Genomic DNA, 15,267 nt, shown 5'->3' with positions numbered 1-15,267 from the left:
ACCGTGCCTGGAACGGAGCCACCGGTGTGGCTCTACTGCTTCCCGCACGCCGGCGCCACCTCGGCGGCGTACCGGCCGTGGAAGGCCCTGGAGACGGACCACCTGGCCATCGTGCCGGTGGACCAGCCGGGCCGCGGGACCCGCCGGCGGGAGGCCCGCACCGAGGACTTCCGCGCACTCGTGGCGTCCACGGCCCGGTTAGTGGCCGACGACCTGCGCGGCGCCCGCGCCGCGGCCCCGGGCGCCCGCTGGGCGACCTTCGGGCACAGCTTCGGCGCCACGCTGAGCCTGGCCGTCGCCGCCGAGGTGGAGCGCCTGCTGGGGGAGCCGCCGGTGCGCGCCTTCCTCTCGGCGGCGCTCCCGCCGGCGCTCCAGCAGCCCGACGGGACCGACGACCTCACCGACGAACAGCTGCTGGAGAAGATCGCCGCGGACGGCGGAACCCCCCGTGAACTGCTGGCCAGCGGCGCGATGAGCGCCTTCCTGGTGCGGCTGATGCGCGAGGACCACGCGGTGCGGCGGCAGTTCCCCAAGGAGGCGGGCGCGCTGCGCGTGGGCTTCCCGCTCACGCTGATCGCGGCGCGGGACGACGTCTACGTGACGCCCGAGCGGATGTGGCGGTGGGCGGAGCACAGCGACGTCCCCGCCCGCCGGGTGGAGATCGACGGCGGCCACTTCGCCGCCGTGCAGGAACCCGCGGTGGTCGTCTCGATCGTGGGCCGGGACCTCGGCGAAGGGGAGCGCTGACCATGCAGACCACCGTCTACGAAGCCCAGCACGAGGACTTCCGGCAGCTGTGCCGCACCTTCCTGGCGCGCGAGGCGGTCCCGTACCACGACCAGTGGGAGCGGGACGGCATCGTCAGCCGCGAGCTGTGGCGCAAGGCCGGGGCCGCGGGGCTGCTCGGGGTGGGCGTGCCCACCGAGTACGGCGGGGGCGGGGAGGCCGACTTCCGCTATCCGGCGGTCCTCTCGGAGGAGCTGATACGGGCCCGCGTCACCGCGCCGGGCTTCGTCGCCCACAACGACGTCGTCGCCACCTACCTGTCCGGCCGGACCACGCCCGAGCAGCGCAAGCGCTGGCTGCCCGGGCTGTGTTCGGGCGAACTGATCGCGGCCATCGCGATGAGCGAGCCGGACGCGGGCTCCAACGTCGCCGACATCCGCACCACCGCCGTGCGCGACGGGGACTTCTACGTCCTCAACGGGCAGAAGACGTTCATCACCAACGGCGAGAACGCCGACGTGATCGTCGTGGCCGCCAAGACCGCCCCGCAGCGCGGCGGCCAGGGCATCAGCCTGATCGTCGTCGAACGGGACACCCCCGGCTTCACCCGCGGCCGGCGCATGGAGAAGCTCGGCTGGACGGCCAGCGACACCTGCGAGCTGTTCTTCGACGACTGCCGGGTGCCGGCCGCCAACCTGATCGGCAAGGAGAACGTCGGGATGGCCTACCTGATGGCCGGCCTCCCGCGCGAGCGGCTCAGCATCGCCACCGTGGCGGTCGCCGCGGCCGAGAAGATGCTGGCCGACACCCTGGAGTACGCCCGCGGCCGGCAGGCGTTCGGGCAGGCCATCGGGAGCTTCCAGCACAACCGCTTCCAGCTCGCCACCCTCGACACCGAGATCACCATCGCCCGGGTCTTCCTCAACCACTGCGTCACGGAGCTCAACGCCGGGCGCCTGACGGTGGCCGACGCCGCCAAGGCCAAGTGGTGGACCACCGAGCTCCAGGTCGAGGTCGCCAACCGCTGCCTGCAACTGTACGGCGGGTACGGCTACTTGAAGGAGAGCCCGATCTCCCGCGAGTGGGCCAACAGCCGGGTCCAGACGATCTACGGCGGCACCACCGAAATCATGAAGGAACTGATCGGCCGCTCGCTCGGCCTGTGAGGGCCGCGGCACGCACCCGACCGGCTACTTACCGAAGGGACGTACCCCCCGCATGAACCACCCCGGCGAATCCCTGCGCACGGGAACCGGTCGGCTCACCGTCACCGCCGTCCCGCTGGAGGAGTGGCGGCACGTGACGCAGTGGGCCGACGGCGAGGGCTGGAACGTCGGCCCCGGCGACGCCGACTGCTTCCACCCGACCGACCCGGAGGGCTTCTTCCTCGCCCGGATCGGCACGACCCCGGTCGCGTCGCTCTCCGTCGTCAACTACTCCGACACGTACGCCTTCATGGGCCACTACCTCGTCCACCCCGACCTGCGCGGCCAGGGGCTGGGCCTGGCGACCTGGGAGGCGGCCTCCCCCCACGCGGGGCGGCGGGCCATCGGCCTGGACGCCGCGCTGCCCCAGCGCGACAACTACGCCAAGCACGGCTTCCGTCCGGCCTGGGACACCGTCCGCTACGGCGGCGCCCTCACCCGGCCCGGCCGCGTCCGCGAGGGCACGGTACGGATCGGTCCCGCGCACCTGGACGCCGTCGCCGCCTACGACCGCGCCTGGTACCCCGCCGACCGCGGCGGCTTCGTCCGGCGCTGGCTGACCGCCCCCGGGCACGTCGGGCACGCGGTGCTCCGCGACGGCGCCGTCGCCGGCTACGGAGTGATCCGCCCGGCCCCCGAGGGCCACCGGATCGGCCCGCTCTTCGCCGACACCCCCGAGGACGCCGAGGCGCTCCTCGACACCCTCACCGCGGACCTCGGCCCGGGTGCGGACCTCTCCCTGGACGTCCCGGCGCCGCAGACCGCGGGCGTCGCCCTGGCCGAGGCCCGGGGGCTCACCGAGCGGTTCCGCACCGTGCGGATGTACCGCGGTGACGTCCCCCCGAGCCGCGCCGGCGAGGCGTACGCGACCACCACGCTCGAACTCGGCTGAACCGGCCGGGAGTTCCCTGCTCAGACGTCACTACCTGGAGGTGCACGATGGCGGACTCCGTTCCGACCATGTACGAGTGGATGGGGGGTGCCGAGGTCCTGGAGAAGCTCACCGAGGAGTTCTACTCGAAGGTGCGCAAGGACGACCTCCTCGCCCCGCTCTTCGCGCGGATGGCCGACGACCACCCGCAGCACGTCGCCACGTTCCTCGGCGAGGTCTTCGGCGGCCCCGCCAAGTACACCGAGGAGCACGGCGGTTACCCGCACATGCTCTCCCGCCACCTCGGCCGGCAGATCAAGCCCGAGCAGCGCGCCCGCTGGGTCGAGCTGATGCTGGAGGCCGCGGACACGGTCGGGCTGCCCCAGGACGCGGAGTTCCGCTCCGCGTTCACGTCCTACATCGAGTTCGGCTCGCGGCGCGCGATGGCCAACTCCCAGAAGGACGCCGAGCTCGGCAGCCGTACCACCATCAAGATCTGGGGCTGGGGCGAGGCGCCCCCCGGCTCGGACTGACCCCGCCGCGGCAGGACCGGGACGCGGACGGGAAACGAACAGGGGCCCGGCACGCGCAGCGCGTGCCGGGCCCCGCGGTGTTCCCGGGGCGGACCGGACGGGGGGACGGTCAGTCCCGGGAACAGGCCCTCGCGGTGTGGACGGTGGTGGCGCTCAGATAGAAGGCGTCCGGGCGCCACAGGATGCCGGTGCAGGCGTCGCCGTCCACCAGCCGCTCCAGCGTCGCGCGGTCCTCGGCGTCCAGCAGGTCGCCGGCCCACTCGCGCAGCCGTATCAGATGCCCGTGGAGGTGTTCGCGGGCCGGCAGGCCCAGCGGGGTGGGCAGGTCGGTGAGGAACGTCCGCGTGCCCGTGGGGATCAGCCCGGCCCGCGCGAGCATCGCGGGCCAGTCCTCGACGGTGGCCCGGGCGCCCGGCAGCGCGGCGCGCATGGCGGTGAACCACTCCTCGTAGGCGGCGTCCAGCCGGGCCTGGAGGCCCGGACGGCCCATGCCGATGTCCCGCGGCAGGAAGCGCGGCGGCAGCCCGCGCTCGGCGACGGCCAGCACCCCGCCGCGCCGCAGCCGGGCGGCCAGGGCGTCCAGCGCGGCCTGCTGGTCGCCGACGTGGTGGACGACGTGGCCCGCCCAGATCACGTCCGCCGTGCCGAGCCCCTCGCAGTCGCCCGGCAGTTCCGCCTGCCGCACGCACACCCGGTGCCCCAGGTGCCGCCGGGCGGCGCGCGCCCGCACCCGCTCCAGCACCGCCGGGTCCCGGTCCACGGCCACCACCTCGGCCCGGGGGAAGGCCCGGGCCAGCAGACACGTGCACACCCCGGGCCCGCTGCCCACGTCGAGCACGCGGCAGACCGCCTCCTCCACCCCGTCCCCGGCGCAGACCAGGCCCTTGAGCCACTCCACCGCCTCCTCCAGGGTGGGGGCGCGCAGCTCCGCCTCACGCTCCAGCTGGGCGGCCGGGGCGTCGTGGTCGACGTCCTCGCAGTGGTGTGGGTTCATGGGGCCGTTCCTGTTCCGGGCGGGGCGGGCGGGACTGGCGGGTCGGAGGGGGCGGGTCGGAGGGGGCGGACGGGTCGGGCGGTCGGGCGGACTCAGCGGAGGTACGCGGCGAGAGTACGTTCCAGGACGGGCTTGGGGGAGGCGCCGACCCACTGCTCCTTGCGCTCGCCGTCCGCGTAGACAATGAACGCGGGGATCGAGGAGACGCCGTGCTGGATCGCGAGCGCCGGCTCGTCGTCCACGTTGACCTTGACGACGTCCAGGTGCCCCTTCTGCTCCTCGGCGATCTGCTCGACGATCGGGGTCATCATCCGGCACGGTGCGCACCAGGGGGCCCAGAACTGGATGAGCACGGGCGTCTCGGCCGCAAGGACGCGGTCCGGGAAGGCGGTTTCGGTGAGCGCGTCCACGGGCTTCGGGGCCATGGCGGGTTTCTCCTTGTACGGGTCGTACGGGGATCTGCGGGGATGTGCGGGGGACGGGCGGGAGGTGACGCGGTGACCGGCGCCTAGCGCACGATCGGCTCGGCGGGCTCGCGGTACGCCGCCACGTCGCGGGCGACGTCGCCGGCGAGCAGGTCGTGGTTGAGCGCGAAACCCGCGGCGGAGCCCTGGCCCGCGGCGGTGATGACCTGGGCGCGCGGGTCCGCGACGTTGCCGACGGCCCACACGCCGGGCACGCTGGTGCGGCCGACGCCGTCGGTGACGACCCAGCCCATGTCGTCCTTGGCGCAGCCGAGTCCGGTCAGCAGGGCGTCGTTGGGCACCATGCGCGGGAAGACGAACACCGCCTCGCGCGGCACCACGCGGCCCTCGGACAGCTCGACGCCGCGCAGCGTGTCGTCCTCCACCACGAGCCACTTGATCTCGCCGTCGGCTATGCGGATCCTGCGGGCGGCCAGCTTCTCGCGGTCCTCGTCGGTGATCTCCATCGTGTGCGGGAAGAAGACGACGTCGTCCGACCACTGGCGCAGCAGCAGCGCGTGGTTGACCGCGTTGGGGTGGGTGCCGAGCACGCCGAAGGACCGGTCGCGCACCTCGTAGCCGTGGCAGTACGGGCAGTGCAGCAGGTCCCGGCCCCAGCGCTCGCGCACGCCCGGGATCTCGGGCAGTTCGTCGCGCAGCCCGGTGGCCACCACGACGTGCCGCGCCCTGAGCGCGACCCCGCCGGCCAGCTGGACGGTGAACTCCTCCCCGTCCTTCTCGACGTTCTCCGCCTGGGCGTCGAGCAGATCGACGCCGTACCCGGCGACCTCCTTGCGGCCCACCTCCAGCAGGGCCGCGGGGGACATCCCGTCCCGCGAGAGGTAGCCCATCATCTGCGCGGCCGGGGCGTTGCGCGGCTTCCCGCCGTCGATCACCGCCACCCTGCGGCGGGAACGGCCCAGCAGCAGCGCGGTGTTCAGCCCCGCGGCACCGCCGCCGACCACGACGGCGTCGTAGATGTCCTTGCTCATGTCGCTCACTGCGATCACCTCCGCCGTCAGACTGCGACCGTCACCCGGCAGTGGCAATTTTTGTTGCCGTTTTGGGAACGCGGGGTGTAGGGATGGCGGCATGGAGACCTCCGACGCCATCAGCCGGGCCCTGACCGAGGTCGGCCCCCGCCTCAAGCGGCTGCGCACCCAGCGCGGCGTGACGCTCTCGACGCTCTCCGAGGCCACGGGCATCTCCAAGAGCACCCTCTCCCGCCTGGAGTCCGGCCAGCGCCGCCCCAGCCTGGAGCTCCTGCTCCCGATCTCCCAGGCGCACCAGGTGCCCCTGGACGAGCTGGTCGGCGCCCCCGAGGTCGGCGACCCCCGCATCCGCCTGACCTCCCGCCACGTCGCGGGCAAGACCGTCATCCCGCTCACCCGCCAGCCCGGCCCCCTCCAGACCTTCAAGGTGATCATCCCGCCCGCCCTGAGCACCCCCGAGCTGTGCACCCACGAGGGCTACGAGTGGTTCTTCGTCCTCGCCGGCAAGGCCCGCCTCATCCTCGCCGACCACGACATCGTCCTCGGCCCCGGCGAGGCCGCCGAGTTCGACACCCGCCTCCCGCACTGGTTCGGCAGCACGGGGGAGGGCCCGGTCGAACTCCTCAGCCTCTTCGGCCGGCAGGGCGAGCGGATGCACGTACGGGCGAAGCCGGCGACGGCGGGCGCGCCGGGGAGGGAGGACGGGGGGTGACCGCCCGCGGGCAGCGGCACCAGCCGGTGCCCGGCTGGAACACCGGGACCGCGGTGAGGCGCACCGCCGCCGCGCCGGGCGTCAGCGCGGCAGCCACTCCGGGCGGCAGGCGCCGCGCGGCAGCAGGACGTGCCGGTAGGCGCCGGGGGTGGCGGACATGCGGACCTGGTCGGTGACGCCCTGGTAGTGGCCCAGGGGGGTGTCCGCGGTGAAGGTCTCCGGGTCGAGGTAGGCGTGCTCGCCGCCGGAGCCGGCGGTGTCGAGGGCGTAGGCCTTGTCGAAGACGCCCATGCCCAGGATCCACAGGGCGACGCGGGAGAGGGAGACGTGGACGCGGTGGCTCCCGCCGTCCACGGCGCGGCGGCGCAGCGCCTCCACGATGCCGGCGGTGAGGAACCACGACACCAGGTAGTCGTTGACGACCGTGATCGGCGGCAGGGCGGGTTCGTCGCCGTCGCCCTCCAGGTGCAGCAGGCCGGTCAGGGCGCCCGCGGTCTGGTCGAAGCCGAGGTAGCCGGCCCAGGGGCCGGAGCGGCCGTTGAGCGAGACGGTCGCGTACACCAGGCCCGGCCGCCGGGCGACGGCCTCCTCCTCGGAGAGGCCGATGGACTCCAGGTAGCCGGGGCGGCGGTTGGCGAAGAACACGTCGGCGCCCGCCTGGAGTTCGTGGATGCGGGCCCGGCCCTCGGGGGTGTAGGGGCTCACCGTCGCCGAGCGCACGCCGACGTTGGCCGTCCGGTACGTGACGTCGTGCTCCAGCTCGTTCGGCCGCCACAGGTTGAGCACGTCGGCCCCGTGCAGGGCCAGCGCCCGGCCGGCGCCGGCGCCGGCGATGATGTGGCCCATGCCGAGGGCCCGCACGCCGTCCAGCGGTGCCGGGGCGCCCTCCGGCAGCGGCTCGGGGGCGCTGTCCCCGACGCGGGTGATCTCCACGAGGGGCATGTGCGCCAGGTGGTCGGTGTACTGACGCTCCGTCAGGATCTCGGCGGGCGTGCGGACCATCGGCATCACGGCGCCCGCCTCGGCCCCGGCCCGCTCCAGGTCCCGCGCGTTCCAGCGGGCGACCGCGGCGGCGACCGCCTCGGGCACCTCGGGCGCGCCCAGCAGCTTCTGGGCGGCCAGTTTGATGTTGGGGTAGATGTTGAACGGCATCATCCAGCGGTCGTCGGCCGTCCGGTAGAACGCGTTGGCGTAGGCCATGTTCGGGATCGACGGGGTGCCGCCGGGGTGGCCGTTGAGCAGCTCCCACTTCCCGTCGTAGAACGGACAGAGGCGGTGCGGGCCCGTCCGCAGGTCCATGGTGATGTCCTGGCCGGCGCCGCCGCGCTGCCGCCAGAGGGCCGCGACGGCGGCCGACTTGGCGACGAGGGCGATGCCGGAGGCGGCGCCGAGCCGCAGGGTGCTGGGGACGACGGGATCGGCGCCATGGTAGGTGATCGTGCCGCCGGTGTCCTCGGGCCGCAGCCCGATGCCGGCCAGGACGTCGGCGGTCTCGGCGTGGACGTCGAAGGCGTCGTCGGTCGCGGGGCGGGCTATGGCCCGTTCGATCTTCTCGGTGAGGGGGGTGCTCATGGTGTGGTGTCTCCGAGGGCTTGCATCAGGGCGATCTGGGCGCGGTCGCGGCGGGCGGCGAGCTCGGCCACGGGGGCGTCGCCGAAGGCCGCGCGGGCCTGTTCGGTGAGCCGGGCCACGGTCGGTGCGTCGAAGGACGGGCTGCCCAGGCCGGGCCAGGCGGCCTCCATGGCGCGGCCGAGGTGCTCCAGGAAGTGCGGCAGGCCGCCGGGGCCGCCGCCGAGGTGGAAGGTGCGGAACGGACCGGCCACGGCCCAGCGCAGCCCGATCGAGGCGGTGACGACCTCGTCCAGCTCCTCCTCGGTCACGACGCCCTCCGCCACCAGGTGCACGGCCTCGCGGAACAGCGCGGACTGCAGCCGGTTGGCGACGAACCCGGGGATCTCCTTGCGCAGCACCTGCGGCTTCTTGCCCAGCGACGCGTAGAAGGCGCGGGCCCGCTCCACGGTCTCCGGGGAGGTGCGCTCGCCCGGCACGATCTCCACCAGGGGCACCAGGTGCGGCGGGTTGAAGGGGTGGCCCACGACCAGCCGTTCGGGCCGGCGCAGCGCGCGGGCGATCGCGGTGGCCGGGATGCCGGACGTGGAGGTGGCCAGGAGGGCGTGCGCCGGGGCGGCCTCCTCGACCGTCCGCCAGATCTCCTGCTTGACCTCCAGCCGCTCGGGGCCGTTCTCCTGGACGACGTCGGTGCCGGCGACGGCTGCCGCCAGGTCCGGCTCGAAGCGGAGCCGGTCGGTCAGGCCCTCCGTGGGCAGGCCGAGGGCCGCCAGGCCGGGGGTGATCCCGTCGAGGCCGTCGCGCACCAGCCGTTCCGTGTCGGGGCGCGGGTCGCAGACGACGACGTCCATGCCGTGGGCGAGGAAGAGCCCGGCCCACGAGATCCCGATGACTCCGGCGCCGACGACGGTCGCCTTTCCGTACTCCACGGCCCTCACGCCCTTTCCGCTTTCGCGAGGTAGTCGTGAACCGGCTCGGCCGGGCTCAGCGTGAGGTCCGCGACGATGTGGCTCGCCCCGACGACCTCCAGGACCGGGAGGTCGGCCATCGGCGCCAGCGCGTGGGCGAAGAGCTGGAGGGCCGCCGGGCCGTGGAACGCGCTCTTCACGGTGACGTCCTCGATCCGGGTGCGGACCAGTTCGCAGACGCGCGGCGTGCCGTCGTAGTGGAGCGCGGTCTTGACCATGAACATCGGCGTGCACAGCTCCGCGCGGGCCTCGTCCGGGTCCATCGGGTGGTGCTTGTACCCCATGGTGGCGGTGGCCACGCGCAGCGACCCGTAGTCGAGGGTGCCCACGAGGGTGTCGGAGTCGACGTACAGCGAGGGCGAGCCGAACTTCTTCGGGTACGCGCTCAGTTCGCGCCCGCTGGAGATCGCGGGGACGCTGTCGACGTACATCGCCAGGTTGAACTCCCCGCGTTTACCGCCGTGTTCGACGGTGATCAGCTGGCCGGCCTCCGTGTAGTCGCCCAGGCCGGTCACATCGGGCATCCGGATGACCTCGAAGCGGACCAGCGGGTCGGCGACGGCGAGCGGTTCGGGCACGATCCGGCGCAGGGCGCCGGGGTCGGTGCGGTAGGTGAGGGTGAGGTACTCGCGGTCGGTGAAGCGGTACCGGGTGGGGGCGTAGGCGGGGGAGTCCACGGGGGTGGTGAACAGCCGCGCGACGTCGTGCGCGCGCATGGGGCCTCCAGGATCTTCTCGGGAGGGGAAGTCACCTCCGAGTGAACGCCCCGGGCCGGATGTCTGTCCAATATATGTTTCCGTAGATCCATATATCCTTTTCCATATGGAACTGACCCGACGCCTCCTGGAACAATTCCTGGCCGTGGTGGACGAGCAGCACTTCGGCCGGGCCGCCGAGCGCCTCTCCATGAGCCAGCCGCCCCTCAGCCAGGCCATCCAGCGCCTGGAGAAGGGCGTCGGTGCGACCCTCCTCGAACGCGGCCCGCGAGGGGTGCGCCCCACCCCCGCCGGCACGGTCTTCGCCACCGACGCCCGGCGCCTGCTCAATCTCCAGGACGCCGCCCTCGACCGGGCGCGGCGCGTGGCGCACGGGCTGGAGGGCGACGTACGCGTCGGCTACGTCAGCATCCTCAGCCACCGGCACCTGCCCGGGCTGCTGCGGGAGGCGGCCGAGGCGATGCCCGGCCTGCGGATCAAACTCCGCCAGGACTCCTCGGCGTCCGTCGCCGAGCTCGTCCAGACGGGCGCCCTCGACCTCGGCTTCCTGCGCGACCCCTCGCCCGTCCCGGCCGGGCTGGTCACCCGTGACGTCGCCGTCGAACGCCTCGCCGCCGCCCTGCCGGCCGGCCACCGCCTGGCCGGCGGGGGCCCCGTCGGCCTCGCCGAACTGCGCGACGAGGACTTCGTCCTCCCCGACGCCACCGCCCTGCCCGCCCTCGCCCAGCAGCTCCGCCTCGCCTGCCACGAGGCGGGCTTCACCCCCCGCCCCCGCGCGGCCGCCGAGGACCTCACCGGCCTCTTCAGCTACGTCGCCTCCGGCCTCTGCGTCAGCCTCCTCCCCGAGGCCCTGGACGAGTTCGCCCTGCCCGGCGTCGCGTTCGCCCCGCTGCGGGGGGAGTCGCCCACGCTGGACACCCGCGTCACGGCGGTCCACCGGCCGGAGGCGGACGCGGCGGTGCACCGCCTGCTGGATCTGATCGCGCGGCGGATGGGCGGCTGACGCGGCGGGCGGACGGAACGCCGGGGCGGCGGCCGTAGCCGTAGCAGACGTTTCACGCCGCGTCAGCGGAGGCTTTCGGACACCCTGCCGCACGTGGCGAAACGGCGAGGATCCGGACACGTCCCGCCAATCATCCGAACCGCTCATGCCCTCACCGCCCACGCGAAATCGCCCCCGGGCGGTCCGGCGGTTCGTGCCGTCTCGCCTTATTCCGGAATCACACCTTCTGCCCGGTCCGATCGGAATGGCCCGGCGCACGAGGAAGACGGTGGAATGACCGGCTCCGCCATGGTGACCGTGTGTTCATCCGGTGAAGATCAACGAGTTGGTGCCGGACCGGCATCGCAGAGCAGACGAAGTCGCCGTGGTCAACGGCCACTTCGGTCGATCCGAAGGTGAATGAACACATGAACTCCAAGCGCATCATCGCGGCCGTCACGGCCGTCGCGGCCCTGGGTGTCGGCGGGCTGACGACCCAGAGCGCCATGGCCACCCCGTCCTCCCACGCCGCCGTCGCCAAGCCGAAGGCCAAGGTGGGATCGGTCGCCGACGGCCGCGACCTGTTCGCCGGCGTCTTCTTCCTGCAGGGCGACACGGGCAAGGCGCTGACCAAGTCGCCCTACTTCAAGGACCCCAAGGGGCAGTTCGCCAAGAACAACACCGCCGAGGGGAAGAAGGCCACGGCCCGGATCCTCGACCGCGTCGCCGCGAAGGACCCGAAGCTCTTCGCCACCCTCTCCACGCAGCTGCGCTCGGGCGACCCGCGCAAGGTCGAGGCGGCCCTGGAGCGGGGCGGCAAGGTCCTGGCCTCCGTCATCGACCGCCACGACATCAAGGGCGTGGAGACCGGCGCGGGCGTCGGCCAGTGCGCCGTGGCCGTCGCCGTCGCCTTCTCCGTGGCGGCGGGCAACCTGGGCGCCGCCGTGAACGTCGTCGTGGGCGTCAACGTCCTCACGAAGGTCAACTTCTGGTTCGGCGTGGCCCCGACGGCCACGAAGATCGAGCAGGAGAAGGCCGTCGCCGACCTCACCAAGCGGCTGGCCGCCGCGTAAGCAGGGGGAGCACCCCTCCCGTCGGCCCGGGGCGGACCGCATCCCGTCCGCCCCGGGCACCCCTCCGGTACAGCCGCAAGAGACGTGCAGGACGTATGAAATTTGTCGACCGAACGCCGCTGATATGCCGCGACGCACACCGATCCGCAGTGGTTCCCCGGTGGCAGGTGACCGTCGTCGCCGCCGTGTGGGCCCTGATCGCCGTGTACGTCGCCCAGTCCTACGTGCCTGCCAACGTCGTGCACCTGCCCGGCCAGGGCGGGGCGAAGAAGGCGGCGAACGCCGTCGCCCCGCAGGGCTGGGCCTTCTTCACCAAGTCGGCCAAGGACATCGAACTGGCCCCCTACCGCTTCCGGAACGGGCGGTGGGAGAGCGCCGCGCGGACCCCGCACGCCCGCCCCTCCAACGCCTTCGGCCTGGACCGCGCCTCCCGCTCCCAGGGCATCGAACTGGCCTGGCTGGTCGCCGGACCCGGCATCAAGTGGACCGACTGCACCGACTCGTCCGATCCGGCCGACTGCCTGGCGCACACCCCGGTCTCCGGCCGGATGACCAACGACCAGCCCTCCCCGCTCCTGTGCGGGCGCGCGGCCGTCGTGCAGATGCGCCCGATCCCCTGGGCCTGGCGCGACCTCATGCCCGAGCCCTACATGCCGGAGAAGGCCGCGGTATGGGAGGTCTCGTGCTGACGGCACCCCGCTCGCTGGTCCTGCCCTGGACCAACGTCTACGGCCTCGCCCGCACGCTCGTGGCCCTCGGCACGGCCGGGACGCTGGCCTTCTCCAGCGCGCAGACCCTCTTCCGCCCCGTCTACACCATGGGCGACTACCCGCTGTGCAAAAGGTTCACCGCCGGATCCGCGTTCTGCCTCGCCCCCGACAGCTACCCCGGACTGACCTGGATCAAGTGGGGCTGCGTCGTCGTCCTCCTGGTCACCGCCTCGGGGTGGCGGCCGCGCTGGACGGGCCTGCCGCACGCCTACGTCAACTACAGCGTCTACACGGGCATCGCCATCGGCGACGGCGGCGACCAGATCGCCCTGATCCTCTCGGTGCTCTTCGCCCTCGTCACACTGGGCGACGCGCGCAGATGGCACTGGCAGACCGTCGCGGACGGAGCCGGCACCACGCCCCCGGGCAGGGTGCTCGCCCTCGTCGGCACCAGCGCCCTCGTCGTGGCCCGCCTGCAGATGTCCTTCGTCTACTTCCAGGCGTCCGTCGCCAAACTGCCCCACGCGGAATGGGCCGACGGCACGGCCATGTGGTACTGGGGCCAGAACCCGGCCTTCGGCGCCCCCTCCTGGCTGCGGCCCCTCGTCCACGCCGTCGTCTCCGCCCCCTGGGGCGTGGCCCTGATGACCTGGCTGCCCCTGGTCATCGAAATCTCCCTCGCCGCGGCGCTGCTGCTGCCCCGGCGCGCCCGCCGGGCGGCGATGGCGGCGGGCCTGTTCTTCCACCTCTGCATCGCCCTGGTCATGGGGCTGTGGAGCTTCGCCCTGGCGATGGCGGGCGGAATCGTCGTGCTGTGCCTCCCGCTGGGATCGGCGCTGCACCGCCGCCGCGCCTCATCCGGAGACGAGCCGGCCCCGCAGCAGGTCGACGATCTCGGCGTCGGAGAGCCCGCTCTCCCGCGCCAGGGCGACAAAGCGGCGGCCGGTCTCCATCAGTAGCGCCCGCGAGCCGGGAGCGGTGGCGACCACCACGGCTCCCCGCCCCCGCCGCAGCTCGACGATCCCCTCGTCCTGGAGCGCCTGGTAACCCCGCAGCACCGTATGCATGTTGACGCCGAGATCGCGGGCGAGCCCGCGGGCCGGCGGCAGCCGGTCGCCCATGCGCAGGGATCCCTCCACCATGGCCCGCCGCAGCGCGGCCGCGATCTGCTCGGACAACGGGGTGGCCGAGGACCGGTCGATCGTGATCAGCACGGCGACGCCCCTCAGCCGACGGGACGTCGCCGTGCCACGGTGGCGTTGACGAGCTCGGCGGCGCGGGCGGCGTCGTCCACGGTGATGACGAAGCTCCTGCCGGAGGCGAGCTCCAGCCAGAGCGCGTCGCCCTCGCGGAGCGAGACGGACGTCCGGCCCGCCAGCCAGCGGTAGCCCCAGCCGCCCAGCTCCGTGGGCCGCGACCAGCGCGACGAGGCCCCGCGGATCCGGGACATCGGGATGCGGCGGCTGAGGAAGGGGAGGAGGACGGAGCGCACGGTCACGCCCGACCCGGTCACGCTGACCCGGACCGCCCCCAGCGCCAGCAGGGCCAACGGGACGAGCAGCAACGACAGATGCACGTCCACGACGTGCCCGAAGACCAGCGCCGAGGCGACGATGCCGACGGCCGACACCACCCCGAGGGCCACCATCCAGCCGGCCGAGACCTGCCGGCTCCAGACCGTGACCGGGCCCCGGCCGTCCTCCGGCCCCCACGCGTCCCGCATATCACCCTCCGTACGATCGGGTGCGCCCGGGAAGGGCGACGCCATTGTTCGAATGAGACTAGAACAAGGCGCCGTCCCTCTCAAGGGCGTTCCGCGCGGGGCGGGTTGGCGGTGTGCCGGCCCGGTGCCCGGCCGTCAGACGCGGTCGGCGGCGATCAGGAGGTAGTGGAAGCTGCCCTCGCGGTAGGCGGTGAGGAAGGGCTCCTCGACGCCGGTGGCGAGGGTGGAACGGGCGCGGAGTTCCCAGTAGGGGATGGTCGCCGGGGTGAGGTCGACGACGTTGATGGGGACGAGACCGTTGGCCGCCATGGCCTTGAAGTAGGCGCTGCGGGGGTGGATGTTGCAGGTGTAGTGCTCGTCGATGCGGCTGACGGCCTTGGAGCGGCCGCCCGTCACGTCGTTGGAGCAGCCGGTGATCACGACGTAGCGGCCGCCGAAGGCGAGCTGGCGGGCGTGCTCGGCGAAGAGCTCGTCCAGGTCGACGTACATGGTCGACTCGTTGTTCCAGATCCCCTGGAAGGCGCTCGAGGGCAGGCCGGTGTCGAGCATGTTGCGGAAGTGGTAGCGGACCTTGTCGTCCACACCGCGCTTGCGGGCCTGTTCGTTGGCGAAGGCCACCTGCTGCTCGGAGATCGAGACGCCGTCGACGCGGCAGCCGAAGCGGGCGTTGGCCATGATGCTCGTCCCGCCGCGCCCGCACCCGGCGTCCAGCAGCCGCTGCCCGGGAGCCACGGGGCCCAGGTGGTCGAGGAGGACGTCGGCCTGGGCGGACTCCAGGCGGTGCAGTTCCTCGACGATCCGCTTGTCGCGGGTCTCCTCGGGGCCCTCGAGCACGGACGGGTCGTAGTCGCCGAGCCCGTAGTGGTGGTGGTACAGACCGTCCACCGCGCCGAGCCGCAGGTTCACCGGGTCCTTCTCGTTGTTCCAGTACTCCGCCACCGACTTCTGATAAGCGGTCCGCAGGACAGGGGCGTTGACGGAGGTGGCGACGGTGGTCATGGGGGTGCTCCTCGAAACGTAGGTCGGGCG

18 protein-coding genes are annotated in these 15,267 nt (G+C 73.1%); 9 read left to right on the top strand and 9 right to left on the bottom strand.

The features are described 5' to 3' along the window. Window positions 1–3 precede the first annotated feature (3 nt). The 4 genes from AC230_RS09130 to AC230_RS09115 are packed head-to-tail and all read left to right on the top strand — an operon-like array spanning window position 4 to window position 3,335. Window positions 4–747, top strand: a complete 744-nt coding sequence (locus tag AC230_RS09130) for a thioesterase II family protein (protein ID WP_241833145.1) — start codon at window positions 4–6, stop codon at window positions 745–747. A gap of 2 nt (window positions 748–749) precedes the next feature. Continuing rightward, a complete protein-coding gene (locus AC230_RS09125; protein ID WP_049715565.1) occupies window positions 750–1,892 on the top strand; it encodes an acyl-CoA dehydrogenase family protein in 1,143 nt (380 codons plus the stop codon). A gap of 52 nt (window positions 1,893–1,944) precedes the next feature. Then, the gene (locus tag AC230_RS09120; protein WP_049715564.1) at window positions 1,945–2,823 is read left to right on the top strand and encodes a GNAT family N-acetyltransferase; all 879 of its coding nucleotides are present in this window, start codon (window positions 1,945–1,947) and stop codon (window positions 2,821–2,823) included. A 47-nt stretch (window positions 2,824–2,870) separates the two neighbouring features. Next, on the top strand, window positions 2,871–3,335 hold the full coding sequence (locus AC230_RS09115; protein WP_049715563.1) for a group II truncated hemoglobin: 465 nt from the start codon (window positions 2,871–2,873) through the stop codon (window positions 3,333–3,335). Window positions 3,336–3,444: 109 nt separating this feature from the next. Here the strand turns inward: AC230_RS09115 and AC230_RS09110 are convergent, their stop codons facing one another. From AC230_RS09110 to AC230_RS09100, 3 genes are all read right to left on the bottom strand, one after another. Next, entirely contained in the window at window positions 3,445–4,329 is an 885-nt protein-coding gene (locus AC230_RS09110; protein ID WP_049715562.1) for a class I SAM-dependent methyltransferase, read from the bottom strand. A 92-nt stretch (window positions 4,330–4,421) separates the two neighbouring features. After that, window positions 4,422–4,754, bottom strand: coding sequence for a thioredoxin (trxA, locus tag AC230_RS09105; RefSeq protein WP_049715561.1), 333 nt, complete (start codon window positions 4,752–4,754; stop codon window positions 4,422–4,424). A gap of 83 nt (window positions 4,755–4,837) precedes the next feature. Beyond that, entirely contained in the window at window positions 4,838–5,785 is a 948-nt protein-coding gene (locus tag AC230_RS09100; RefSeq protein ID WP_049715856.1) for an NAD(P)/FAD-dependent oxidoreductase, read from the bottom strand. A 100-nt stretch (window positions 5,786–5,885) separates the two neighbouring features. Between AC230_RS09100 and AC230_RS09095 the strand changes: the two genes are divergently transcribed. Continuing rightward, window positions 5,886–6,497: a helix-turn-helix domain-containing protein gene (locus tag AC230_RS09095; RefSeq protein ID WP_049715560.1), complete on the top strand. Its 612-nt coding sequence runs from the start codon at window positions 5,886–5,888 to the stop codon at window positions 6,495–6,497. Between the two features lie 81 nt (window positions 6,498–6,578). Here AC230_RS09095 and AC230_RS09090 read toward each other — a convergent pair whose 3' ends face one another. From AC230_RS09090 to AC230_RS09080, 3 genes are read right to left on the bottom strand one after another with little or no spacing between them, the layout of a single operon-like run. Next, on the bottom strand, window positions 6,579–8,069 hold the full coding sequence (locus AC230_RS09090) for a CoA transferase (protein ID WP_049715559.1): 1,491 nt from the start codon (window positions 8,067–8,069) through the stop codon (window positions 6,579–6,581). Beyond that, entirely contained in the window at window positions 8,066–8,995 is a 930-nt protein-coding gene (locus AC230_RS09085) for a 3-hydroxyacyl-CoA dehydrogenase family protein (RefSeq protein ID WP_049715855.1), read from the bottom strand. The genes AC230_RS09090 and AC230_RS09085 overlap by 4 nt, the downstream gene beginning before the upstream one ends. Window positions 8,996–9,000: 5 nt before the next feature. Beyond that, window positions 9,001–9,750 carry an acetoacetate decarboxylase gene (locus AC230_RS09080; protein WP_049715558.1) on the bottom strand — a complete coding sequence of 250 codons (750 nt, stop codon included), beginning with the start codon at window positions 9,748–9,750 and terminating at the stop codon, window positions 9,001–9,003. Between the two features lie 106 nt (window positions 9,751–9,856). Here AC230_RS09080 and AC230_RS09075 point away from each other — a divergent pair, with 106 nt between their 5' ends. The 4 genes from AC230_RS09075 (at window position 9,857) to AC230_RS09060 (ending at window position 13,474) form a co-directional block, all read left to right on the top strand. Then, window positions 9,857–10,753, top strand: a complete 897-nt coding sequence (locus tag AC230_RS09075; protein WP_049715557.1) for a LysR family transcriptional regulator — start codon at window positions 9,857–9,859, stop codon at window positions 10,751–10,753. A 407-nt stretch (window positions 10,754–11,160) separates the two neighbouring features. Beyond that, window positions 11,161–11,805, top strand: coding sequence for a sporulation delaying protein family toxin (locus tag AC230_RS32470; RefSeq protein WP_049715556.1), 645 nt, complete (start codon window positions 11,161–11,163; stop codon window positions 11,803–11,805). A 149-nt stretch (window positions 11,806–11,954) separates the two neighbouring features. Beyond that, window positions 11,955–12,494 carry an SdpA family antimicrobial peptide system protein gene (locus AC230_RS09065; protein ID WP_157868539.1) on the top strand — a complete coding sequence of 180 codons (540 nt, stop codon included), beginning with the start codon at window positions 11,955–11,957 and terminating at the stop codon, window positions 12,492–12,494. Next, window positions 12,488–13,474, top strand: coding sequence for a sporulation-delaying protein SdpB family protein (locus AC230_RS09060; RefSeq protein WP_053161092.1), 987 nt, complete (start codon window positions 12,488–12,490; stop codon window positions 13,472–13,474). The genes AC230_RS09065 and AC230_RS09060 overlap by 7 nt, the downstream gene beginning before the upstream one ends. On the opposite strand, the gene AC230_RS30895 is transcribed toward AC230_RS09060, so the two are convergent. From AC230_RS30895 to AC230_RS09050, 3 genes are all read right to left on the bottom strand, one after another. After that, window positions 13,370–13,729 (bottom strand): GntR family transcriptional regulator, encoded by a 360-nt coding sequence (locus AC230_RS30895; protein ID WP_078871079.1) that lies wholly within the window; start codon window positions 13,727–13,729, stop codon window positions 13,370–13,372. The two genes, AC230_RS09060 and AC230_RS30895, sit on opposite strands and share 105 nt — an antisense overlap. Before the next feature lie 11 nt (window positions 13,730–13,740). Next, entirely contained in the window at window positions 13,741–14,238 is a 498-nt protein-coding gene (locus tag AC230_RS09055; protein WP_049715554.1) for a hypothetical protein, read from the bottom strand. Window positions 14,239–14,373: 135 nt separating this feature from the next. Further along, the gene (locus AC230_RS09050) at window positions 14,374–15,237 is read right to left on the bottom strand and encodes a geranyl diphosphate 2-C-methyltransferase (protein ID WP_049715553.1); all 864 of its coding nucleotides are present in this window, start codon (window positions 15,235–15,237) and stop codon (window positions 14,374–14,376) included. Between the last annotated feature and the right edge of the window lie 30 nt (window positions 15,238–15,267).

The organism is Streptomyces caatingaensis, from assembly GCF_001187435.1.
Taxonomy (GTDB): Bacteria; Actinomycetota; Actinomycetes; order Streptomycetales; family Streptomycetaceae; genus Streptomyces; species Streptomyces caatingaensis.
The sequence above is the reverse complement of the archived record's forward strand: the minus strand, read 5'-3'. Positions and strand labels throughout refer to the sequence as shown.